The sequence below is a fragment of the Litoreibacter ponti genome (assembly GCF_003054285.1).
GTDB lineage: Bacteria > Pseudomonadota > Alphaproteobacteria > Rhodobacterales > Rhodobacteraceae > Litoreibacter > Litoreibacter ponti.
Window position 1 is genome coordinate 1,284,074 of sequence record NZ_QBKS01000001.1, and the last position, 23,688, is coordinate 1,307,761.

Below are 23,688 nucleotides of genomic sequence, written 5' to 3' on the forward strand. Positions count from 1 at the left end.
TTGGCCCAAGACCTTAGGGAGCGCGCGGGCCGGGTCAATCTGAAAACAGGTCTCTCCACCCGCAAAGGCGCGTCGACGCGCCTTTCGAAAGCGCCTTGCAAGGCGCTTCCTCCACGCCCGTCAGTCTTTCGTGTGGGTCAGTTCCGGCACATCGCTCGCGCCCGCGGAGCCACGCCCTGACAGCGACGGGTTTTCCATGAAGAAGCGGTGGCAATTGAACGGATTGTCGTCGCCCGAAACCTCTGCGCGCACATAGGCTCCATCAGGCGACAGGACCCAGCTTTGCGCGGTGTCGGCAAGGTTTGCCGCCATGATCTGGCTCATCACCTGCGCCTGCACCGTCTTGTTGGTGATCTCCACCAGCGTCTCGACCCTGCGGTTCAGGTTGCGGCCCATCCAGTCGGCCGATGACATGAACACCTTGGCCTTTTTCGACGGCAGGCCCGAGCCGTTGCCAAAGCACACGATCCGCGAGTGCTCCAGGAAGCGGCCCACCACGGATTTCACCCGGATGTTCTCCGACAGACCCTTGATGCCCGGGCGCAGGGCGCAAATGCCGCGCACGACGAGGCTGATCTTCACCCCCGCCTGGCTCGCACGGTAGAGGGCATCGATGACGTCCGCCTCCACCACCGCATTCATCTTCGCCCAGATCTCGGCGGGCCGTCCGGCGGTCGCATGGTCTGCCTCGGCATCGATCATCGAGATCAGATAATCCTTCATGCCCGAAGGCGAGATATGCAGATTCTCAAGGCTTTCGGGCTGCGCGTAGCCGCCGATGTAGTTGAACACCTTGGTGGCATCCCGCCCCAGCGAGGCGTCGCAGGTAAAGAGGCTCAGGTCCGTGTAAATACGCGCCGTGATCGGGTGGTAGTTGCCCGTGCCGTAGTGGGTGTAGGTGACCAGCTGATTGCCCTCCCGTCGCACGACGGTCGAGATCTTCGCATGGGTTTTATAGTTGATGAAGCCGTAGACGACATGGGCGCCCGCGCGCTCAAGCTTGCGCGATTGGCGAATGTTGGCCGCCTCGTCGAACCGGGCTTTCAGCTCCACCAATGCCGTCACGGATTTGCCGTTCTCGGCGGCCTCGCACAAAGCCTCGACAATTGGGCTTTCATTGGAGGTCCGGTAGAGCGTCTGCTTGATTGCCACCACATCCGGGTCCCGCGCCGCCTGCGCAAGGAAACGGATCACCATATCGAAGCTCTCATAGGGGTGATGGAGCAGCATGTCCTTCTGACGGATGGCCGCGAACATGTCGCCGTCATTGTCCTGCACCCGCTCGGGCACCCGCGGGCTGAAGGACGGCCACAAAAGCTGCGGCGGCGCGGCGGAGACCAGCTCGCCCAGATCGGCGAGGCCAATCATGCCGGAGATCTCGACCACATCCTTTTCGGTGACCTCCAGCGCGTTCATCACGAGGCTGCGCAGCTTCGCCGGGGCGCCTTGGCTCATCTTCAGGCGCACGACCTCGCCCCTGCGGCGGCGCTTCAGCGCCACCTCAAACTCGCGCACAAGGTCTTCGGCCTCTTCCTCGACCTCCAGATCGCTGTCGCGCAGAAGGCGGAACGCGCATATGCCCTTCGCCTGATAACCGGGAAAGAGCTCGCCGATCTTGAGGATCAGCAATTGCTCCATCGGCAGGAACCGCGACTGTCCGGGCTCACAGGGCAGCGAGATGAAGCGTTCGATCTGCGCGGGGATCGGTAAAAGCGCCTGCAGGGTGCGCCCGTCGGAGGGGCGCTCAAGCTGCAGCGCCAGCGAGAAGCCGGCATTGGGGATGAAAGGGAACGGGTGCGCCGGGTCGATGGCCAGGGGCGAGAGCACCGGAAACACGTTCGACATGAAATAGCTGTCGAGAAAGGAGCGGTCCCGCGTGTCCAACTCGTCGCCTTCAAGCAGAACAATCCCTTCGGCGTCCATTTCTTCGCTCAGCGCGTCCCAGACCTCGACCTGGCGTGCGATCAGTGCACGCGCGTCCTCGTCTATCAGGACCAGCTGCTCTGCCGGGGTGCGTCCGTCCGAGGACGGCGTGGTGTTTCCCGCATGGGCCAGCTCTCGCAGGCCAGCGACCCGCACGGTGTAGAATTCGTCAAGATTGGTCGCCGAGATCGCAAGGAACCGCACCCGCTCCATCAGCGGCACTTTCGGGTTCTGCGCCTCGTCCAGCACGCGCCAGTTGAACGCGAGCCAGCTTAGCTCGCGGTTGAAGAAGCGGCTCGGGCCCTCGGGGTCGATCTCGCCGATCTCCAGCGGCTCCGGATATCCGGCCGTCAGAAAATCGGCGCCGCACATGGGCAGGGTTTTGATCTGAGAATGTAGGGTCACAGGAACGTATGTGGGGAGTTTGGGCGCGTCTGTAAAGATTTAACCGTCGGCAATCTCGTCCAGAACCGCGCGCGCGAGGCCGCGCCCGGGGGTCTTCTTCTCCGCCAGTGCGCGAGCATCCATCCGCTCGACAAAGCGGCGCGCGGCAGCGAAAGAGCGCGGCAGACGCGGCAGGGCATAGCTCAAAACCTCTGGCTTCAGAGCGATCTGACGATCAGAAAACAGCTTTACGACCAGCGCGGTCAGCAGCATGTCGTCGGGCGCATCAAGGCTTGCAAGCGCCGTTGCTTCCAGCCGCGAGCGCAGGTCCGGCAAGGCCAGCTCGAGCCGCGCCGGGGCGATGGCCGACGTCATCAAAAGCGGATGACCCCGCTCGGCCATCAAATTATGCAGATGAAACAGCTGCGTCTCGGCGGCACGGTTGCCCGCAATCTGGTCGATATCTTCGACCACACGCGGGCCGGTTGCCAAGGTTTCGGGATCTGCCAGAATGCGCGCCGCGGCAGTCTGCGCCCCCGCTTCCGCCGCCCAGACCATGGCCAGATGCGTCTTGCCCGCGCCCGACGGCGCGGCCAGCACCAGCTTGCCCTGCGGCCAATTCGGCCAATCCTCAATAACCGCAACGGCCACAGCGTTCGCATCCGAGACGAAATAATCTTCGCGGCCCAGCGCGACCTTGGCTGGGAGGGTGAAGGTCAGTTGCTCTGCCATGTCCCTACTCGGCGTCGCTCTGGTCGAGGCCCTTGTAGAGGCGGCTCTGGCGGTACTGCGCCGTCGCGAACCGTGCCACGACCCCCAGAGAGGCCGCGACGGGCACCGCCACCAACATCCCCACGAAGCCAAACAGCATGCCGAAGACCGACAGGGCGAACATCAGCCAGACCGGGTGCAGGCCCACGCTTTCGCCCACCAGTTTCGGGGTCAGGATGTTGCCTTCAAGGAACTGTCCCCCGCCAAAAATCGCCAGCACTGCGCCGATCATTACCGGCTCGTTCCAGAACTGGAACAGTGCCAACCCGCCCGCCAGGGCCCCGCCGATCAGGGCGCCGACATAGGGGATAAACGAGATCAGCCCGGCGACGACGCCGACCACCAAGCCGAACTGCAGGCCCACCAGCATGAGCCCCACCGCGTAGAAGACACCCAGGATCGAGCAGACGGTCAGCTGGCCGCGCACGAAACTTGCGAGCGTCTCGTCGATTTCGGAGGCGATCTTGCGGATCTGCGGCGCGTGATCGCGCGGCAGCAGATCGTCTATCTTGGCGACCAGATTGTCCCAGTCCAACAGAAGGTAGAAGGCGACAACCGGCACCACGACGATGAACACGACCGCATTGATCACACCAAGCGCCGAGGTGAAGACACTTTGCAGGAACTGCCCGCCCTTCTCCTGAATCGTGGCCCCGATGGAGACCAGAGATTTGCGCAACGTGCTCTCCGCATCGCCCAAAGCCGGGACACGCTCGGACAGGAAGCTCCGCAACTGGTCAAACAGCCCCGGGACGCTTTCAAACAGGCCCAACGCCTGTTCAATGATGAGAGGAACGATCAAAACGGCCATCAGAACAAAAACCAGCACGGCCACGATCGAAATAATTGTCGTCGCGATAATGCGGCTCGCGCCCAGCCTTTCCAGCCGGTCGGCGACCGGATCAAGCCCGTAGGCTATCGCCCCGCCGACGATAAAGGGCAGCATGACATCGCCCAAGGCCCACAGCGCAGCCAAAAATGCTACCGCGACGATGCCCCAGTATTTCAGCTGTTCTCTGGCAGGAAGCGCCATGGTGATCCTCTCGCGGTGTTGCCAAGATGTGGCCCATCCCGCCCGGCGTTGCAAGCCGGGCAGTGGCAAAGTCTTATGAAGACTTTGCGGGCAAACTTTTTATAAAAGTTTGGCGCGCCCGGAATTACCCGCGCGCTTTGCGGATCAGCGATAGGATGTCCTTGGCAGCCTCTGGAATGTTGGTGCCGGGGCCAAAGATGGCCTTCACCCCCGCGCCGTAGAGGAAATCGTAGTCCTGTTGCGGGATGACCCCGCCGCAGATCACCAAGATGTCGCCCGCGCCCGCCTCTTTCAGCGCCTCGACCAGTTTCGGGGCCAGTGTCTTGTGGCCGGCCGCCTGACTTGAGATGCCGATGACATGCACATCATTGTCCACCGCGTCCTGCGCGGCCTCCTCCGGGGTCTGGAACAACGGACCCACGTCCACATCAAAGCCGATATCGGCAAAGGCCGTCGCAATTACCTTGGCACCGCGGTCATGCCCGTCCTGGCCCATCTTGACCACCAGCATGCGCGGGCGGCGGCCTTCTTCTACGGCGAAGGCCTCGACATCTTTCTGAATCGCGGCGAAGCCTTCATCGCCCTCATAGGCCGCCCCGTAGACGCCCGCGAGCGTCTTCACTTCCGCCCGGTGGCGGCCAAACACTTTTTCCATCGCCATGCTGATTTCCCCAACTGTTGCCCGCGCCCGCGCGGCCTCGACGGCCAGCGCCAGCAGGTTGCCGTCACCTGATGCTGCCCCCTCTTCCAACGCGGCCAATGCCGCATCGCAGGCGGCCTGATCGCGGCTCGCCTTGATCTGGTCGAGCCGTTTGATCTGGCTCTCGCGCACGGCCACGTTATCGACATCGAGGATGTCGATCGGGTCTTCCTTATCCAGCCGGAACTTGTTGACGCCGACGATCACCTCTTCGCCGCGATCCACCTGCGCCTGACGCAGGGCCGCGGCCTCTTCGATCCGGAGTTTGGGCATGCCAGAGGCCACGGCCTTGGTCATGCCGCCCATCTCTTCGATCTCTTCGATCAGTTTCCACGCCTCATCCGCCAGATCGGCGGTCAGCTTCTCGACATAGTAGGAGCCCGCAAGCGGGTCGACGACCTTGGTGACCTTGGTCTCATTCTGCAAGATCAGCTGGGTGTTGCGCGCGATGCGCGACGAGAATGCCGTGGGCAGTGCGATTGCCTCATCAAACGAGTTGGTGTGCAGCGATTGCGTGCCGCCCAACACTGCCGACATTGCCTCGTAGGCGGTGCGCACGATGTTGTTATACGGATCCTGCTCTTGCAGGCTGACGCCCGAGGTCTGGCAGTGGGTGCGCAGCATGGAGGAGCTTTCCTTCTTCGGCTCGAATTCCTGCATGATCTTGTGCCACAGGAAGCGGGCGGCGCGCAGCTTGGCGGCCTCCATGAAGAAGTTCATGCCGATGGCGAAGAAGAAGCTGAGCCGCCCGGCGAATGCATCCACATCCATGCCATTGGCAATGGCGGCGCGCACGTATTCGCGCCCGTCAGCCAGGGTGAAGGCCAGTTCCTGGACCAGGTTCGCGCCTGCCTCCTGCATGTGGTAGCCGGAGATCGAAATCGAGTTGAATTTCGGCATGTCAGAGGCCGTGAAGGCAATGATGTCCGAGACGATCCGCATCGAAGGCTCGGGCGGATAGATGTAGGTGTTGCGGACCATGAATTCCTTCAGAATGTCGTTCTGGATCGTGCCCGACAGGACCGCGCGGTCATGGCCCTGCTCTTCGCCTGCGACGATGAACGACGCCAGAACCGGGATCACCGCGCCGTTCATGGTCATCGAGACGGAAACCTGATCGAGCGGGATGCCGTCGAACAGGATCTTCATATCCTCGACGCTGTCGATGGCGACGCCCGCCTTGCCAACATCGCCAACCACACGCTCGTGGTCGCTGTCATAGCCGCGATGCGTGGCCAGATCGAAGGCGACGGAAACACCCTGCTGCCCAGCATCCAGCGCCTTGCGGTAGAAGGCGTTGCTTTCCTCGGCAGTGGAGAAGCCCGCATATTGACGGATCGTCCAGGGCCTGCCGGTATACATGGTCGAGCGCGGGCCGCGGGTGAACGGCCCCTCGCCCGGCATCGAGCCCAAGTGGTCGAGCCCGGCCGCGTCCTCCTCGGTGTAGACTGGCTGAATGGCGATGCCTTCAGGGCTGTCCCATGTCAGCGCGTCCAGCGGGCGGCCCCGCAGTTCTTTCTCAGCGCGCGTGCGCCACGCCTCTTTTTTGTCGGTCATGGTGGCTTCCTTTTGTCATGTCGAGCCCGCCGAATGTGCCTTCGGTCGGGGAAATATAGGTGACGTGCCCGTCTGCGCCGGTTGTCAGCCAGGTCAGGTCGTCGCGATAGTCGCCTTGCATCTTTTCGGTCTGATTGCGGTCAAATGGCGCGTAGCGGCCCCGGGTCGGGTCGATCCGCGCGGCACCCGAGCGGTCGCCGCGCTCCAGTGCGAGCGCGTGCAAGTCGCGCCGCCCCATGGAGGCATTAAATCTGCGCGCAAACCCGAGCGGCGCATCAATCACCTCGCGCCCCATCAAGGCATTGAGCGGCGACGCCTGATTGCCGAGCCATTCCTCGAACGTCCAGACGAAGATCTCTGCCTGTGGGAAGGCGCGGCGGATGTCACCTATGACAGTTCGCCAGCGCCGGGGTTGGGTTGTAAAGCGATCAAGTTCGCTCGCATCCGGGACCGCAGCGCCCATCTGGATGCGAAACGCCAACTGCGACGTCCAATGCGCCTCGTAAGAGCGGATGCACAGGCCGATGCGCAGATCGTGCCCCTCGAAGGCGGGCGCGAAACGCGCCAGACGCGCCGCGGCCTGCGGATAGGGCTTCGAGAAGGCGATGTTCTGCTTCATCGTGCCCATCACGTTTTCTTCACTGATCAGCACCTGGCTGCACCCTTCATGGGCGAAGCGGGCAAATTCCATGCGCATCCGCCCGCAGGAGCGCGTTCCGAGCTTCACATCGCTCGGCAGCATGGTGTTGGGGTTTTTCAGCAGGCCCGCCATTAGCCCCGTGCGGGTGCGCTCCGGCCCCAGATAGGCCAGCCCCTTGTCCCAAAGGGCACCAGCCTGCCGCTTGAGCATGATTTGCGCACTGGTCGTTCCGGTTCGGTGCGCGCCGAGGTGCAGGCAGATTTCCACGATCGTCCCCCAGGGATCGCCCGGCGCGGAATGCGGCAGGCTTCGCCACAGACTATGGAGCAAAGGGCTCACCAGCCGCTTAACCTGCTTAATTTGAACAATTTGGCGTGGGTGATGGGGCGCGGCCATTCCATTGCGCGCGACAGCGCCTATATTCAGCCCAAAGGAAGCCCCAATGAAATACGCTACAGCATTTGTTTTGACAGCTTTTTTCGCGGCTGCGGCCGGCGCACAAACCACCGAAGAGGCGGGGGTCGAAGCCGCCATGGAAGTCGTTCCGATGGACGAAGTTGAAGTAAATTTGAACGACTTTTTGTGGACCAAACGGCCCGTGGTCGTCTTTGCGGATACCGATGCTGACCCGCGCTTCCAGCGCCAGATGGAGCTGTTGTCCGAACGTCTGCCAGAGCTCGAGGCCCGTGATGTGGTCATTCTGACCGACACGGACCCAAGTTCGCTGAGCCCGCTGCGCAAGAAATTGCGCCCGCGCGGCTTCATGCTGGTGCTGATCGGCAAAGATGGCGGCGTGAAGCTGCGCAAGCCGTTCCCATGGGATGTGCGCGAGATTTCGCGTTCTATCGACAAGATGCCCTTGCGGCTGCAAGAGCTGCGCGACCAACGGGCGGCCCAAGACGCCGAGCTGAACGATTGAGCGCAAGCTTCATTGCGCATTAACCCCTGAGCGCCTATATTGGTATTAGAAGTGGGAACATACGGTCCCGCACAACCCAGAGGTGAGTGATATGTCGAAGACGCCGAAATCTCCGCCCCCTATGACTGGTCAGACCGGGCCGCGCCCCGGTTATTAGTACCGGTGCTCTGGCGCAGCGCGCTTAACGCGACCTCGCCACGGGCCAAAGCCTCCTGCTTCAACGCGATATAGTCGGTATACATGCCGATGCGCTGCACCTGATCCATCTCGCGGAACAGGTCTGAACGCAGGTCGTCGATGATCGCCTCCACCGCGAACACCTGATTGTAGTAGCCAACGACGGGCTGGATCACCTCTTCGGGCAGCACGTGCACCTCCGCGATCAGAGCCGAGAATACGGTGTCATTGCGCTCGCTCGGAACGACGGGGATGTATTTTGCATCCTCCTCCATCGCGCCTACGATCCGCGACCATGTGGCGGACAGATCGAAGAGTTTCAGCGTCATCACATAGTGGTCGATCTCGGCGATCAGCGCGGTTTGCACGTCCTGCACCCGCTCCAACCGGCGGCGGCGGTCCCGCTTGCGATTCTGCCAGCCGTTAAAGACCCAGCCCAGCGCGATGAAGAGCCCGCCCACGACGGCCTGCGGCACCCTCGCATCTATGAACTCAGGCCATGACACGCCGCTATTCGAACTCCATGATCACGTCGTCTACCGCCAGATTGTCGCCGGCGCCTGCGTTGATCTTCGAGACGCGGCCTTTGCGCTCGGCGCGCAGGATGTTTTCCATTTTCATTGCCTCGACCGTGCACAGCGCCTGACCTTCCTGCACCTCGTCGCCTTCGGCCACGTCGACCTTCACGATCAGGCCCGGCATCGGGCAGAGCAGCATCTTGGAGGTATCGGGCGGCAGCTTCTCGATCATCAGCGCAGCCAGCTCCGCCTGACGGGGCGTGCGGACATGGACTTTCAGGTCCGCGCCGCGGTGGCGCACGCGGAAGCCGCCGGTGATCTTGTCGATCTTCAGCACCAGCTTCTCGCCATCGACCTTGAGCACCGCGAGGCTATCGCCCGGCGTCCAGTCAGAGGTCACGCGATGCTTGCTGCCATCGGCATGCTTGACCGTAGCACCTTTCTTGTCGGCCTTGATCTTCACCTCGAACTGCTCACCTTGCAGGGTCACGACCCAGTCGCGGCCCACTTTGCGGCGGTGATTGTCCATGGTGCCCGAGATGCGCGCGCGGCGAATTTCGGCCACCCGGTGCATGGCAGCGGCCGACGATGCGATGCGCGCCAGCACATCGCCCGACAGCGCGACGCCTTCGAACCCTTCGGGGTATTCTTCCTCGATAAAGGCCGTGGTGATATTGCCCGACACAAATTTCGGGTGTTCCATCACGGCAGCGCAGAACGGCAGGTTGTGCCCGATGCCTTCGACCTCGAAACTGTCCAGCGCGGTGCGCATATGCTCAATCGCCTCGCCCCGGGTCGGCCCCCATGAGCACAGCTTGGCGATCATCGGGTCATAATACATCGAAATCTCGCCGCCCTCGTAGACGCCGGTGTCATTGCGCACCGCGCGCGTCTCTTTCGCGACCTCGGCGGGCGGTCGGTAGCGGGTCAGCCGTCCGATGGAGGGCAGGAAGTTGCGATATGGATCTTCGGCATAAAGCCGCGATTCCATGGCCCAGCCGTTCAGCTTGATATCGGACTGCTTCAACGCCAGCTTCTCGCCATAGGCGACGCGGATCATCTGTTCGACGAGGTCGACGCCGGTGATCAGCTCGGTCACCGGGTGTTCCACCTGCAGGCGGGTGTTCATCTCCAGAAAGTAGAAGTTGCGCTCGCCATCGACGATGAACTCCACCGTGCCCGCGCTGGTGTAGCCCACCGCTTGAGCCAAGGCGCAGGATTGCTCGCCCATCGCTTTGCGGGTCGCTTCATCCAGAAACGGCGACGGCGCTTCTTCGATCACCTTCTGGTTGCGGCGCTGGATCGAGCATTCCCGCTCGCCCAGATAGATGCAGTTGCCATGCCCGTCGGCGAGCACCTGAATTTCAATGTGGCGCGGCTGGGTGACAAACTTCTCGATGAAGATGCGGTCATCGCCAAAGCTGTTGGCGGCCTCGTTCTTCGACGACTGAAACCCTTCGCGAGCGTCCTCATCATTCCATGCGATGCGCATGCCCTTGCCGCCGCCCCCGGCGGAGGCCTTGATCATCACCGGGTAGCCGATCTCGGACGAGATCTTCACGGCTTCCTCGGCATCCTCGATCAGGCCCATATGGCCCGGCACGGTGGAGACTTTCGCGTCTTGAGCGATTTTCTTCGAGGTGATCTTGTCACCCATCTTCTCAATGGCGCCTTTGGGCGGCCCGATGAAGGCCACGCCCGCCTTCTCCAGCGCCTCGGCGAATTTCGCGTTTTCCGACAGGAAGCCGTAGCCCGGGTGCACGGCCTCTGCACCGGTCTCCTTGATCGCTGCCATCACCTTGTCGATGACGATATAGGACTGGTTGGCGGGTGCCGGGCCAATATGGACCGCCTCATCCGCCATCCGCACATGGAGCGCCTGCGCGTCGGCGTCAGAATAGATCGCCACGGTCTTGATGCCCATCTTGCGGGCTGTCTTGATGACGCGGCAGGCAATCTCGCCCCGGTTGGCGATCAGGATTTTCTTGAACATTTAGGTCACGTCCCCCGTGAAGTGATGGTGCGAGACACGAAAAAGGGCCGGGACGCGCCCATGCGCCCCGGCCCTCTCGGTCAGATTTTGAAAGATTTGTTTACTTGCAGACGCCCAGATCGTCGCAGAACACGCCAGCCGCGCCGCCGATGACGGCGCCCGTAACGGCGCTGCCGCCCGTGGCCGATGAGACTGCGGCGCCCGCGCCTGCGCCCACAAGGCCGCGCTCGGCGTCCGTGTCACAGGCGGCCAGACCGCCAACTGCTGCGATGAGAATGATGACTTTGCGCATTTCTTGTCTCCTTGAATGTAATCAGGGATTGAACACGCTCTCGCCTCGGTTGGTTCCAAATTGTTGAAAACAGATGAATTCCGGCGGTGCTCCGCGCAACCCGCGCGGTCGTGGTCGGCACCAAGCCGCCTGTCGCGGTGGGGGCCGAAAAAAAGAGGTCTGCCAGGGAAGGCAGACCTCTTCAGAGGGGAAGGGTAACGGTTTTGTACATGCAGGCAGTTCTCTGTGCTGGAGGGATCGACCTGCTCCACCACGATGCGACGCGACGCATCACAAGAAAACGCCCCGTATTCCGCAGCGTCATTTTGAGCCGAATTCCGCCCAAACATCGAATGTGATAGCGCGATTTCGCCCATTTATCCCTCAAACTCCTCTGAAAAGGCGTTCGGAAAGCTCGCACGGATGCGGTTCAGGTCGAGCCGCAGCAGCGCCTCATAGCTCTCGGGATCAAACGGGTCCTCGGCGGGAATCACTTCGCGGCCGAACAGCCAGGACAGGCGTCCCGCATCGAGATTGCCGCGCTCGAAGCTGTCGTCGCCAAAATGCTGAACCAGCGCCCAGACAAACCCTTCATCCGCGCGGCGGTCGGGCGGCCGGCGATCCGCATAGCGCTCGCGGGCAACCAGCTTGGTGGCACCCTTCTTGTTGTCGCGGCGGATTGTGAACTGGAAATCTGTCCCTGGCAGGCGCGAGGGGAAGCCTTTGTGTTTCAGCATGGCGCACCTCGGAAGGCGGCAGGTGGCACAAAGGAAAGGTTTTGCGGGGCGTGGCGGGTCGCCCGCCCCGCAAATGTTTTAGAACTTGTTGTAGGTCGGCTCTTCGACGACCGGCTCAACAATAACAACTTCCTCGTCTTGGGAAGCGCCGCCACATGCTGCGACGATTGCCACGAAGCTGAGGGCTGCGAGTGCTTTGATGCTCTTGGACATCTTAGTCTCCTGTCTTTGTTCCACGAATCAGAAACGAGGTTAATCCCCGCATCACTTTCGCACACTATAGGGGTCACAGAAACGTAACCTCTCTGCAAGCTATCGGTTCCTGCCGGGAAAAAATACTCCGCGGGCGTGGGATCGGTGCCCAGTGTTGCTTTCCCGTCAACTGCGCCGGAGCTTGAGGATTTCGCCGCAAGATATTGTGTTTGCGTCATAATCCCTCCCAAATGCAAGTATCGCCCGAGAAGCGGAAAAGATCGAAATACTGCACAACATTCGGCGCGGTTTCGCCGAAAGGCCGCGGCTCGGAGGCGACCGATATCACGATTTCACGCGCATTCGGCGCGAATTTTCGGGCGGCTGGCACCGCCGCCTCATCGCAGAGAGCTTGAAAATCGGCCTCTATCACCGCGAATCCATAACGAATATTGTCTTCGAGCTTCGGCGCCACAAATCGAAGCCTCACCGTACGCCGCGCGGCTTCATAAGCACCGTCGGGCTCAAATCGCATTTCGTGCAACGCGTATGTCACGCCCGATGGGCCGCGAAGGGTCTCAGACCCCAAATCTTGCGCAGACGCCGCGCCGCTTAACGCTGCGAGAATTGCCACCGCCCGCATCATACCGGCCGCCTCGCGATGCAGTCGATTTCCACAAGGGCGCCAACGGCAAGCGCCGTAACACCGACGGTCGTTCGAGCGGGCAAGCGGTCGATAGAGAAGAAGCTTTTGTAGGTCTCGTTGAACCCTGCATAGTCGCGTTCAAACTCGGTCAGGAAGCAGCGACACTGCAGGATGTGGCTCAAGTCCAAACCAATGCCGTTCAGCACGGTTCGCAGATTTTCCACAACCTGACGGGTTTGCGCCTCAATCCCGTCTGCAAGCGGATCATCGACCGCGCCGCCGGGCACCGTCGGCATCTGGCCGGTGACGATGACCCAGCCGTCGCTTTCAACAGCATGGCTGAAGGGCGCCACATGGGTTGGCGCCGCCGCGATGTTATGGAAAAGCGGCCCGCTCACGGGCCGACGCTCAATGGTTGCGCAGCGCCTCGATCAGCTCGGACTTGTCCATATTCGAGCGCCCGTCGATCCCGATCTCCTGCGCCCGTTCGTAGAGCTCGTCCACCGTCCACTCTTCGTAAGGCTGTGCCGCGCCGCCCTTTTTCGACGGCTCCTGGTCGTCCGAAGCCTGCGCATTGGCGATCCGCGCCGCTTTCTCCTTGGACGCGCCATCCTCGCGCAACGCCTCGTATGTCTCTTCGTCCTTGATGCTGGGTCTGTCGGCCATGGCTGTCTCCTTTCGAAGACAACACGGCGACACCTCTCGGAGTTCCCGGCTTCGTTTTGGCAAAAATACTCACGATCCGCCCTTTCAATCCACGCCTAAAGCGGAATGTTGTCGTGCTTTTTCCACGGGTTTTGCAGCTGCTTGCCCCGCAGGGACGCAAAGGCCCGCGCCACGCGTTTGCGGGTCGAGTGCGGCATGATCACCTCGTCGATGAAGCCTTTTTCGGCGGCCACAAACGGGTTGGCGAAGCGGTCCTCGTAATCGGCCGTCCGCGCCGCGATCTTCTCGGCATCCCCCAGCTCTGCGCGGTACAGGATCTCCACCGCGCCCTTCGCCCCCATCACGGCAATCTCCGCCGTGGGCCAGGCGTAGTTGAAATCGCCCCGCAGGTGCTTCGACGCCATCACGTCATACGCGCCACCATACGCCTTGCGGGTAATGACCGTCACTTTCGGCACCGTGGCCTCGCCATACGCAAAGAGCAGTTTCGCCCCGTGCTTGATGACGCCGCCATATTCCTGGGAAGTCCCCGGCAGGAAGCCCGGCACATCGACCAGCGTCAGGATCGGGATTTCGAATGCATCGCAAAACCGGACAAATCGCGCGGCCTTGCGAGAGCTGTCGATATCAAGGCACCCAGCCAAAATCATCGGCTGGTTCGCCACGACGCCCACGGTCTGCCCTTCGAGCCGGATAAAGCCGGTCAGGATGTTCTTGGCGAAATCTTCCTGAATCTCGAAGAAATCGCCCTCGTCGGCCACCTTCGCGATCAGCTCTTTCATATCATAGGGCGTGTTGGGATTGTTAGGGATCAGCGTGTCGAGGCTGGTCTCGATCCGCGCCGGATCATCGAAGAAGGGCCGGACCGGCGCTTTCTCCCGGTTGTTGAGCGGCAGGAAATCGACCAGCCGCCGCACCTCGGCCAACGCCTCGACGTCATTCTCGAACGCGCCGTCCGCCACGGAGGATTTCTTGGTGTGGGTCGAGGCCCCCCCCAGCTCCTCCGCCGTCACCACCTCATTGGTCACTGTTTTCACCACATCCGGGCCCGTGACGAACATGTAGGAGCTGTCTTTCACCATGAAGATGAAATCGGTCATCGCCGGCGAATACACCGCGCCCCCCGCGCACGGCCCCATGATCACGCTGATCTGCGGCACCACGCCCGAGGCCATGATGTTGCGCTGGAAGACCTCGGCGTACCCCGCGAGCGACGCCACACCTTCCTGGATCCGCGCGCCTCCGGAATCGTTGATCCCGATCACCGGCGCGCCGTTCTGCACCGCCATATCCTGAATTTTGCAGATTTTCTGCGCATGGGTTTCCGACAGGGAGCCACCAAAGACCGTGAAATCCTGGCTGAACACATAGACCAGCCGCCCGTTGATCGTGCCCCAGCCCGTGACAACGCCATCCCCAGCAGGGCGGTCTGCCTCCATACCGAACTCGGTGCAGCGATGGGCGACGAACATGTCGAATTCCTCGAAGCTGCCCTCGTCGAGAAGCAGGTCAATCCGCTCCCGCGCCGTCAGCTTGCCCTTGGCGTGCTGCGCATCGATCCGGCGCTGGCCGCCGCCCTGGCGGGCCTGGTCGCGACGCGCCTCGAGTTGTGCGAGGATATCTTTCATGGCCTGACGCCCCCCTAAGTCATTTGCCCCAACCTACACGGGCGCTGCGGTGCGGCAAAGCGGCTTTCGGCAAATTTGCAAACATTGCGAAGCTCACGTGTGCATAACTGCAAATTTGCGAACATCTGAACCAATGGGTTCACTTCCCCCCACCACCGCCCTAGCTTTTTGGCAATGAGTTATTCATCCGCGCGGCTGTTCGACCGCTCCACCCCACCTCACATCTTCACGCTCGTCCTGCTGGCAGGCGTTTCTGCGATGAACATGTCGATTTTTCTGCCTTCGCTGCCGGTGATGACCGAAGCCTTCGACACCGATTACGCGATCATGCAACTGTCGATCTCGCTCTATCTCGCATGCACGGCTGCGTTGCAGATCATCATCGGGCCGCTGTCGGACCGCTATGGACGCAGGCCTGTCGTGCTCGGCGCATTGGCGATTTTCGCGCTCGCCTCGCTCGGCTGCTTTTTCGCCACCACGATCGAGGCCTTTCTGACTTTCCGCATGATCGGGGCGTCTGTTGCCGTCGGCATGGTGATTTCGCGTGCCATCGTGCGCGACGTCGTGCCCATGGCAGAGGCCGCGTCAACCATCGGCTACGTCACCATGGGGATGTCATTGGTGCCGATGTTCGCGCCGACCGTTGGCGGCTTCATCGACGAGCTGTTCGGCTGGCGCGCGATCTTCCTTTTCACCCTGGCCTTCGGCGCGGGCCTCGCTGTGCTGTGCTGGGCGGATCAGGGGGAAACGAACACGGCAAAATCTGTCAGCTTCACCGCGCAGTTCTCTGATTATCCAGAGCTTTTTACATCTCCGCGCTTCTGGGGCTACGCCTTGTCGGCCGCGTTCGCCTCTGGCGCGTTCTTCGCGTTTCTCGGCGGCTCACCCTATGTTGCCTCCGTCGTTTATGACCTGCCACCGACGACCACGCGCTACCTGTTCGGCATCCCGGCAATCGGCTATTTCATCGGCAATCTGATCTCCGGTCGTGCCTCCGTTCGGGTCGGCGTGAACCGCATGATCCTGATCGGATGCGCCTTGCTCGTGTTCGGCATGGCGGCCTCTTTGATCGTGACCGCAATGGGTTATGGATCGGCCTTCACCTTCTTTGCCTTCTGCACCTTCGTGGGCCTCGGCAATGGCATGGTGCTGCCCAATGCCACTGCCGGCCTGTTGTCTGTGCGCCCGCACCTCGCGGGTACGGCCTCTGGCGTCGGCGGTGCGATCATGATCGGCGGCGGGGCTGCACTGGCGGCTCTCGCAGGCGCGCTGTTGGAGCGCGGAAACGGCTCCTACCCCCTGCAATGGGTGATGCTGATATCCGTGATTTTCAGCCTCGTCTCGATCATGCTGGTGCTGCGTCGGGAGGCGCGCATAGCCACCGCTTGAGCACCAAGTTTGCAGCTGCTAAACCCACCTTAGCAAACTTGCAAAGGCGCGCGGACCATGGCCCCTCGGAAACTCTATGCGGGAAGTAAACTGCGCGAATTGCGCACGCGCATGTCCCTGACCCAAAAGGCTTTTGCCGAAAAGCTTGGCGTGTCGCTGCCCTACCTCAACCAGATGGAAAACAACAACCGCCCTGTGTCGACATCGGTCGTTCTGGCGATGGCGAGCGAGTTCGGCTTTGACGTCACCGAGCTGTCCACCGGCGACGCGGAGCGCATGGTGGCAGACATGCGCGAGGCCTTGTCCGACCCGGTTTTCTCCGAAATCGATACGCCGCTCGCGGATCTGCGCTTGGCCGCCTCCAACGCGCCGTCGCTCAGTCGCGCCTTTCTCGAATTGCACCGCGCCTATCGCCAGACCCATGAGCGCCTCGCCTCCCTCGACGAGGTTTTGGGCCAAGAGGCCACGAACTTGCAGGCCTCGCCGTGGGAAGAGGTCCGGGACTTCTTTCACTATTGCGACAATTACATCGACCCCGTGGACCGCGCGGCAGAGCGCTTCGCCGCAAGCGTCGATGGGGACGTCCTGCGCGCGAGAAACCTCGACTTCACGCTTCATTTCTCTGGGAAAAAGCCGCTGCGCGCTTACGATCCGGACGCGAATATCCTGACCCTGTCGGCCAGCGCTGCGCCATCCACACAGCGTTTCCAACTTCTGCACCAGATTGCACTTCTCGAACAAAACGAGCTTCTGGAGGCCACGCTGGACCTCGCCCGCTTCCAGACCGACGCCGCGCGCCATATCGCCAAGATCGGATTGGCAAATTACTTCGCGGGCGCGGCCCTGATGCCCTACGCGCGCTTTCTTGAGGCGGCGACCGAGACCCGGCATGATCTCGAGCAGCTCGCAGACCGGTTCGGCGCCTCGATCGAGCAGGTCGCCCACCGCCTGTCGACCTTGCAGCGGCCCGGCGCGAAGGGTGTGCCCTTCTTTTTCGTACGGGTCGATCAGGCGGGCACGATCACCAAGCGCCACTCCGCCACGCGGCTGCAATTCGCGCGCTTCGGTGGGCCCTGCCCGCTTTGGAATGTACACCGCGCTTTCGAGACGCCGGGCCGGTTCCTGCGCCAACTGGCCGAGACGCCCGACGGCGTGCGCTATATCTCCATCGCACGTGACGTCTCCAAGCCCGGAGGAAGCTTCGCCGCCCCGACCCGCCGCTTCGCTATCGCCCTTGGCTGCGAAATCACCCACGCGGGCGCGCTGGTTTATGCCGATGACCTGATGCCCGCGACCCCGCAAGCCTATGAGCCGATTGGGATTTCCTGCCGCATCTGCCCGCGGCGGGACTGCCACCAGCGCTCTGTTCCACCGCTTGAAAGCAAGCTCAGCGTTGATCACAACCAGCGCGGCACCCTGCCCTACAAGGTTGAATAATGCGCGCTCTCCTGCGTGCGCTCGTGATCATTGCCCTGCTCGCCGCAGGCTATTTTGGGTTGGAGCGTCTGACGGTCTACCCGCTCGATCCACGCCTGATTGCGCCCGACGACCCCCGCCTGAGCGAAACGCGCTTCGACACTATGATCGTCTGGACCGCGCCACCGAGGCGGGGCAAGCCAACGGTTCTCTATATCCACGGCAATGCGGGCCACCTGAACAACCGCATCCCGCGGTTCCAGCGCCTGCTGGACCGCGGCTACGGCATCGTGGCCCCGGGCTTGCGCGGTGGCTCGGGCAGCAAGGGTTGGCCCACGGAGGCCGCGATCAAGGCCGACATCCGCGCGCTCTACGCGGTCCTGCAGGATGGTGCGCTCACCGGCACCCCGGTCGCACCGATCATCTACGGCGAGAGCATCGGCGCGGCCGTGACGATCCACCTTGTCGCGTCCCACGCCATGGATCACGGCTGGACGCGGCCCAAGGCGATCATCCTTGAGGCGCCGTTCACGTCGCTGCGCGATGTCGCCGCCCATCTCCACCCCAGCCTGCCGCTCGCAACGGGGCTGATGCTGAGCCAGTGGCGCAGCATCGACTACGCCCCGCAGATACGCGCGCCACTCCTGATCCTGCATGGGATCGAGGACGACCTGATTCCGCTTGAGATGGGCGAGGCGATCCTTCGTGCCGCAGGCTCACAGGACAAGACGCTTTACCCGGTCGAGGGCGCGGGGCATATCAACGTCTGGACCGGGGCCGCGCAGCGCAGGCTTTACCGGTTTCTGAGCCAATTCTGAGGCCCGCCATGGACCACCACGCCAAGTTCCCCGCGATCAGCGATCTGAAAGCCCGCGCGCGCCGACGCATCCCGCACTTCGTCTGGGAATATCTCGACAGCGCGACGGGGACGGAGGCGACGCTCCGGCGCAACCGGACCGAGCTGGACCGCGTGCTGTTCGAGCCCTCGATCCTGCATGGCGAATTCACACCCGATCTGACCACCCGTTTTCTGGGTCATGACTACCCGCTGCCCTTCGGCATCGCCCCCGTGGGCATGTCAGGGCTGATCTGGCCCGGTGCGGAAAAGACGCTGGCCCGCGCGGCAGCGCAGCTTGGCATCCCTTATTCCATGTCCACTGTCGCCACCCAAACACCGGAGGATGTGGCCCCACATCTCGGCGCGCAGGCCTGGTTTCAGATGTATCCGCCCCGCGACCCCGACATTCGCGCCGACATGATGGCCCGCGCGCGGGCGGCGGGGTTCACGGCGCTGATCCTGACGGTCGACGTTCCGGTCGCCTCGCGGCGGGAGCGCCAGACCCGGGGCGGGCTGACTCAGCCGCCGCGGCTCACCGGCAGGCTCGCGGTGCAGGCCGCGATGCGCCCGGCGTGGCTGAACGGTATCCGGCAGACCGGCATGCCGCGCATGAAGCTGATGGACAGCTATGCTGATCAGTCGGTGAAGCTGTCCTCGACAGAGCATGTCGGCTACCTTCTGCGCACCTCACCCGACTGGGATTACCTGCACAGGCTTCGTGATGAATGGGACGGTCCTCTGTTGGTCAAAGGCGTGGCCAATCCGCAGGATGCAGAGTGGCTGGAGCAAGCGGGCGTCGATGCTATCTGGGTGTCGAACCACGCGGGCCGCCAATTCGATGGAGGCCCCTCGACCATCGAGCGGCTCCCCCTTGTGCGCGCCGCGACGAAGCTGCCGCTCGTTATGGATAGCGGGATCGAAGGTGGTTTGGATATCTTGCGTGCGCTCGCCCTAGGGGCGGATTTCGTCATGCTGGGCCGCGCGTGGCACTACGCGCTCGGCGCGATCGGCGACGCAGGCCCCGCGCATCTGGCGGATATGCTTGCCAAGGACATGGCTTCCAATATGGGCCAACTCGGCGCGCGCGATCTGACGATGCTGGCCGACAGGCTGGTTCGGTAGGCAAAAGAAAACGGGCCCCCGAGGGGACCCGTTTCCACGTCAAATTAACCTGATTTAGCTGGTCTGTTCATCTTCTTCTTCGACATCCACCACGCTTGCGCGGGCTTCTTCGACCAAGGCTTCGATCTTCTTGCCGCCTTTGCCCGGAATGCGGGCGTCAAGGATCTGTTCGGCATTGCTGACGTCATCATTCACCATGATCAAAGCGACCATACCCATGGCCTGGTGCGGGGTACAGATGACCGCGGTCAGACCCGCTTCGGTCACCTCATACTCGACGGCTTTGTTGATCTTGCCGCGGAAGGGTTCTTGACCTTCCGGTACCGCGTTCTTCACCGACGCGGCATTGTGCGATTTGTCGGTCGGCACAAAGCGGATCACATCGCCGATCTCGGCACGGATCAACTCCTCGCTGAAGACCATACGCTCGCCTTCGTCATTCTTGTTCAGCATCTCGATTTCGATCGTCTCTGCCATCGCGCCAATGGCGGTGCCAAGGGTCAGTGCCGTGCTCATAATCAGGGTACGCATAAGTAACTCCTTTGCTGTTTGCATCTGCCTGGAAAACGGGTCGGCCGAGGGCAAAGTTCCTGCTTTCTGCCAATCGCGACAGGTTTACGCACCCCCCCACAGCACGCGGGCCGGGCGGGCTACCCAGTTGTAACCAGTTTACGACACGGCACTTTCTGCCTATTCATGCTGCAACTGCAAAAAGAAGGGCTCCGCTGCTATGGCCGACTTCAAGAAAATCCTCATTGCGAACCGCGGCGAAATCGCCATCCGCGTCATGCGCGCCGCCAACGAGATGGGGAAGAAAACCGTCGCCGTCTACGCCGAGGAGGACAAGCTGGGCCTGCACCGCTTCAAGGCGGACGAGGCCTACAAGATCGGCGAGGGTCTGGGCCCGGTCGCAGCCTACCTGAGCATTGAAGAGATCATCCGCGTCGCCAAGATGTCCGGCGCCGACGCGATCCACCCGGGCTACGGCCTGCTGTCCGAGAACCCGGAATTTGTCGACGCCTGCGATGCAGCGGGCATCAAATTCATCGGCCCCAAGGCCGCGACCATGCGCGCGCTCGGCGACAAGGCCTCCGCCCGGCAAGTGGCAATCGCGGCGGGCGTGCCGGTCATTCCCGCCACGGACGTGCTGGGCGACGACATGGCGACCATCAAGAAAGAGGCGGCCGAAGTCGGTTACCCGCTGATGCTGAAGGCCAGCTGGGGCGGCGGCGGACGTGGGATGCGCCCGATCATGTCCGAGGACGAGCTGGAAGAGAAAGTGCTCGAAGGCCGCCGTGAGGCGGAAGCCGCCTTCGGCAATGGCGAAGGCTATCTGGAGAAGATGATCCAGAAGGCCCGCCACGTGGAAGTCCAGATCCTCGGCGACAGCCACGGGCAAATCTACCACCTCTACGAGCGCGACTGCTCGGTCCAGCGCCGCAACCAGAAGGTCGTCGAACGCGCCCCCGCGCCGTACCTGTCCGGCACGCAGCGCGAAAAGATCTGCCAGCTCGGCAAGAAAATCTGCGAGCATGTGAACTACGAATGCGCAGGCACGGTCGAGTTCCTGATGGATATGGCCTCGGGCGAGTTTTACTTCATCGAGGTGAACCCCCGCGTGCAGGTCGAACACACCGTCACCGAGGAAGTGACCGGCATCGACATCGTACGCGCGCAGATCCTGATCGCCGAGGGCAAGAGCCTGATCGAGGCCACCGGCTGCGCGTCGCAATATGACGTCAAGCTCGACGGCCACGCGCTGCAGTGCCGGGTGACGACCGAGGACCCGCAAAACAATTTTATCCCCGATTATGGCCGCATCACCGCCTATCGCGGAGCGACTGGCATGGGCATCCGCCTTGATGGCGGCACGGCCTATTCCGGCGCGGTGATCACGCGCTACTACGACTCGCTGCTGGAAAAAGTCACCGCCTGGGCCCCCACGCCAGAGGCCGCGATTGCCCGCATGGACCGCGCCCTGCGCGAGTTCCGCATCCGGGGCGTCAGCACCAACATCGCCTTTGTCGAGAACCTGCTGAAGCACCCGACCTTCCTGAACTACGAGTACCACACCAAGTTCATCGACGAGACGCCGGAGCTGTTCGATTTCAAACCGCGCCGCGACCGCGCGACGAAAATCCTGACCTACATCGCCGACATCACGGTGAACGGCCACCCCGAGACGGAAGGCAGGCCAGAGCCCGCCGAGCGCCGCACCCCCAAGGCCCCCGCCCCCGTGGGCGAGCCCGCCTATGGCACGCGCAACATTCTGGAAGATCACGGGCCGCAAGCCGTGGCGGACTGGATGAGCGAGCAGAAGCAGCTGCTGATCACCGACACCACGATGCGCGACGGGCACCAGTCACTGCTGGCGACCCGGATGCGCTCGATCGACATGATCCGCGTGGCGCCGACCTATGCGGCGAACATGCCCGGCCTGTTCTCGATGGAATGCTGGGGCGGGGCCACGTTCGACGTGGCCTACCGTTTCCTGCAGGAATGCCCTTGGCAGCGCCTGCGCGACCTGCGCGCGGCCATGCCGAACCTGATGACCCAGATGCTGCTGCGCGCCTCCAACGGCGTGGGCTACACCAATTACCCCGACAATGTCGTGCAGGAATTCGTGCGTCAGGCGGCAGAGACCGGCGTCGATGTCTTCCGCGTCTTCGACAGCCTCAACTGGGTCGAAAACATGCGCGTCGCGATGGATGCCGTGGTTGAGAGCGGCAAGGTCTGCGAAGGCTCGATCTGCTACACTGGCGACCTGCTGAACCCCGAGCGCAGCAAATATGACCTGAAATACTACGTCGATATGGGCAAGCAGCTGAAGGATGCAGGCGCCCATGTGCTGGGGCTGAAAGACATGGCGGGTCTGCTTAAACCCGCCTCGGCCACGATCCTCGTCAAGGCGCTGAAAGAAGAGGTCGGCCTGCCAATCCACTTCCACACCCATGACACGGCAGGCATCGCGTGTGCCACGATCCTTGCGGCCTCCGAGGCAGGGGTCGATGCGGTCGACTGCGCCATGGACGCGCTGTCAGGTAACACGTCTCAGGCCACGCTCGGCACGATTGTCGAGGCGCTGGCCAACACCGAACGTGACACCGGGCTCGACATCAAGACCGTGCGGCAGATCAGCGACTATTGGGAAGCCGTGCGCGGGCAATACGCGGCGTTTGAAAGCGGCATGCAGGCCCCGGCCTCCGAGGTCTATTTGCACGAGATGCCCGGCGGGCAGTTCACCAATCTCAAGGCGCAGGCCCGCTCCGTTGGCTTGGAAGAGCGCTGGCACGAGGTCGCCCAGACCTATGCCGATGTGAACCAGATGTTTGGCGATATCGTGAAGGTCACGCCGTCCTCCAAAGTGGTGGGCGACATGGCGCTGATGATGGTCAGCCAAGGCCTGACGCGGGCCGAGGTCGAGGACCCGAAGACCGACGTAGCCTTCCCCGACAGCGTCGTGGACATGATGCGCGGCTCGCTCGGCCAGCCCCCGGGCGGCTGGCCCAAGGCGATCCAGAAGAAGATCCTGAAAGGCGAGAAGCCGTCGACCAAGCGCCCCGGCGAAGAGCTGGAGCCGGTCGATCTGGAAGCCGTGCGGGCCGAAGTCTCCGCCAAGCTTGACGGGCAGGAGATCGATAACGAGGATCTCAACGGCTACCTGATGTATCCTAAGGTCTTCACCGACTACGCCGCCCGCCACGAGACCTACGGCCCCGTGCGCACTCTGCCCACGCGGACGTTCTTCTACGGCATGGAGCCGGGCGAGGAAATCAGCGCCGAGATCGACCCGGGCAAGACGCTTGAAATCCGCTGTCAGGCGATGGGCGAGACCAACGAGCTGGGCGAGGCGAAGGTGTTCTTCGAGCTCAACGGCCAGCCCCGCGTGATCCGTGTGCCCAACCGCAAGGCGAACGCGGCAGCGGCGCGGATGCCCAAGGCGGAGGTTGGCAACCCCAACCATATCGGCGCGCCGATGCCGGGCGTCGTGGCGACCGTGGCGGCCCGCGTCGGCGCGGAGGTCAAGGAAGGCGATCTGCTGCTGACCATCGAGGCGATGAAGATGGAGACCGGCATCCACGCCGAGCGTGACGCGGTGATCAAGGCCGTGCATGTGACGCCGGGCGGCCAGATTGATGCCAAGGACCTTCTGGTCGAGCTGGAGTGA

General features: G+C 62.6%; 21 protein-coding genes. 6 read left to right on the forward strand and 15 right to left on the reverse strand.

What is annotated here, in order from left to right:
- Positions 1-120 precede the first annotated feature (120 nt).
- The 5 genes from C8N43_RS06445 to C8N43_RS06465 form a co-directional block, all read right to left on the reverse strand.
- A complete protein-coding gene (locus tag C8N43_RS06445) occupies positions 121-2,295 on the reverse strand; it encodes an RNA degradosome polyphosphate kinase (RefSeq protein ID WP_107844815.1) in 2,175 nt (724 codons plus the stop codon).
- Positions 2,296-2,367: 72 nt separating this feature from the next.
- Positions 2,368-3,039 carry a P-loop NTPase family protein gene (locus tag C8N43_RS06450; RefSeq protein WP_107844816.1) on the reverse strand — a complete coding sequence of 224 codons (672 nt, stop codon included), beginning with the start codon at positions 3,037-3,039 and terminating at the stop codon, positions 2,368-2,370.
- Positions 3,040-3,043: 4 nt separating this feature from the next.
- Positions 3,044-4,111: an AI-2E family transporter gene (locus tag C8N43_RS06455; protein WP_107844817.1), complete on the reverse strand. Its 1,068-nt coding sequence runs from the start codon at positions 4,109-4,111 to the stop codon at positions 3,044-3,046.
- A 124-nt stretch (positions 4,112-4,235) separates the two neighbouring features.
- Positions 4,236-6,368: a methylmalonyl-CoA mutase gene (scpA, locus tag C8N43_RS06460; protein WP_107844818.1), complete on the reverse strand. Its 2,133-nt coding sequence runs from the start codon at positions 6,366-6,368 to the stop codon at positions 4,236-4,238.
- Complete coding sequence (locus C8N43_RS06465; protein ID WP_146174171.1) at positions 6,331-7,347, reverse strand: hypothetical protein; 1,017 nt, start codon at positions 7,345-7,347, stop codon at positions 6,331-6,333. Before C8N43_RS06465 ends, scpA begins: the two co-directional genes overlap by 38 nt.
- A 103-nt stretch (positions 7,348-7,450) precedes the next feature.
- Here C8N43_RS06465 and C8N43_RS06470 point away from each other — a divergent pair, with 103 nt between their 5' ends.
- Positions 7,451-7,927, forward strand: coding sequence for a DUF4174 domain-containing protein (locus tag C8N43_RS06470; RefSeq protein WP_107844820.1), 477 nt, complete (start codon positions 7,451-7,453; stop codon positions 7,925-7,927).
- Between the two features lie 119 nt (positions 7,928-8,046).
- On the opposite strand, the gene C8N43_RS06475 is transcribed toward C8N43_RS06470, so the two are convergent.
- From C8N43_RS06475 to C8N43_RS06510, 9 genes are all read right to left on the reverse strand, one after another.
- Complete coding sequence (locus C8N43_RS06475; RefSeq protein WP_107844821.1) at positions 8,047-8,580, reverse strand: hypothetical protein; 534 nt, start codon at positions 8,578-8,580, stop codon at positions 8,047-8,049.
- Positions 8,581-8,614: 34 nt separating this feature from the next.
- Complete coding sequence (locus C8N43_RS06480; protein ID WP_107844822.1) at positions 8,615-10,615, reverse strand: acetyl-CoA carboxylase biotin carboxylase subunit; 2,001 nt, start codon at positions 10,613-10,615, stop codon at positions 8,615-8,617.
- 100 nt (positions 10,616-10,715) lie between these two features.
- On the reverse strand, positions 10,716-10,907 hold the full coding sequence (locus tag C8N43_RS06485) for a hypothetical protein (RefSeq protein WP_107844823.1): 192 nt from the start codon (positions 10,905-10,907) through the stop codon (positions 10,716-10,718).
- Positions 10,908-11,263: 356 nt separating this feature from the next.
- Positions 11,264-11,623 carry a hypothetical protein gene (locus C8N43_RS06490; RefSeq protein ID WP_107844824.1) on the reverse strand — a complete coding sequence of 120 codons (360 nt, stop codon included), beginning with the start codon at positions 11,621-11,623 and terminating at the stop codon, positions 11,264-11,266.
- 78 nt (positions 11,624-11,701) lie between these two features.
- Positions 11,702-11,836 (reverse strand): hypothetical protein, encoded by a 135-nt coding sequence (locus C8N43_RS19880; RefSeq protein WP_281257873.1) that lies wholly within the window; start codon positions 11,834-11,836, stop codon positions 11,702-11,704.
- A gap of 214 nt (positions 11,837-12,050) precedes the next feature.
- Positions 12,051-12,461 carry a DUF6497 family protein gene (locus C8N43_RS06495; RefSeq protein WP_107844825.1) on the reverse strand — a complete coding sequence of 137 codons (411 nt, stop codon included), beginning with the start codon at positions 12,459-12,461 and terminating at the stop codon, positions 12,051-12,053.
- Positions 12,458-12,859 (reverse strand): RidA family protein, encoded by a 402-nt coding sequence (locus C8N43_RS06500; RefSeq protein ID WP_107844826.1) that lies wholly within the window; start codon positions 12,857-12,859, stop codon positions 12,458-12,460. Before C8N43_RS06500 ends, C8N43_RS06495 begins: the two co-directional genes overlap by 4 nt.
- Before the next feature lie 10 nt (positions 12,860-12,869).
- A complete protein-coding gene (locus C8N43_RS06505; RefSeq protein ID WP_107844827.1) occupies positions 12,870-13,127 on the reverse strand; it encodes a DUF7218 family protein in 258 nt (85 codons plus the stop codon).
- A gap of 95 nt (positions 13,128-13,222) precedes the next feature.
- A complete protein-coding gene (locus tag C8N43_RS06510; RefSeq protein ID WP_107844828.1) occupies positions 13,223-14,755 on the reverse strand; it encodes an acyl-CoA carboxylase subunit beta in 1,533 nt (510 codons plus the stop codon).
- 174 nt (positions 14,756-14,929) lie between these two features.
- Here C8N43_RS06510 and C8N43_RS06515 point away from each other — a divergent pair, with 174 nt between their 5' ends.
- Genes C8N43_RS06515 through C8N43_RS06530 form a run of 4 tightly spaced genes read left to right on the forward strand, consistent with a single transcriptional unit; the run spans position 14,930 to position 19,520 of the window.
- The gene (locus C8N43_RS06515; protein WP_107844829.1) at positions 14,930-16,144 is read left to right on the forward strand and encodes a multidrug effflux MFS transporter; all 1,215 of its coding nucleotides are present in this window, start codon (positions 14,930-14,932) and stop codon (positions 16,142-16,144) included.
- Positions 16,145-16,201: 57 nt separating this feature from the next.
- Positions 16,202-17,581, forward strand: coding sequence for a helix-turn-helix domain-containing protein (locus C8N43_RS06520; RefSeq protein ID WP_107844830.1), 1,380 nt, complete (start codon positions 16,202-16,204; stop codon positions 17,579-17,581).
- Positions 17,581-18,378 (forward strand): alpha/beta hydrolase, encoded by a 798-nt coding sequence (locus C8N43_RS06525; RefSeq protein ID WP_107844831.1) that lies wholly within the window; start codon positions 17,581-17,583, stop codon positions 18,376-18,378. Before C8N43_RS06520 ends, C8N43_RS06525 begins: the two co-directional genes overlap by 1 nt.
- An 8-nt stretch (positions 18,379-18,386) precedes the next feature.
- Positions 18,387-19,520 (forward strand): alpha-hydroxy acid oxidase, encoded by a 1,134-nt coding sequence (locus C8N43_RS06530; RefSeq protein ID WP_107844832.1) that lies wholly within the window; start codon positions 18,387-18,389, stop codon positions 19,518-19,520.
- A 54-nt stretch (positions 19,521-19,574) separates the two neighbouring features.
- Here C8N43_RS06530 and C8N43_RS06535 read toward each other — a convergent pair whose 3' ends face one another.
- Positions 19,575-20,051 carry a plastocyanin/azurin family copper-binding protein gene (locus tag C8N43_RS06535; RefSeq protein ID WP_107844833.1) on the reverse strand — a complete coding sequence of 159 codons (477 nt, stop codon included), beginning with the start codon at positions 20,049-20,051 and terminating at the stop codon, positions 19,575-19,577.
- A 199-nt stretch (positions 20,052-20,250) separates the two neighbouring features.
- Here C8N43_RS06535 and C8N43_RS06540 point away from each other — a divergent pair, with 199 nt between their 5' ends.
- Complete coding sequence (locus C8N43_RS06540; RefSeq protein ID WP_107844834.1) at positions 20,251-23,688, forward strand: pyruvate carboxylase; 3,438 nt, start codon at positions 20,251-20,253, stop codon at positions 23,686-23,688.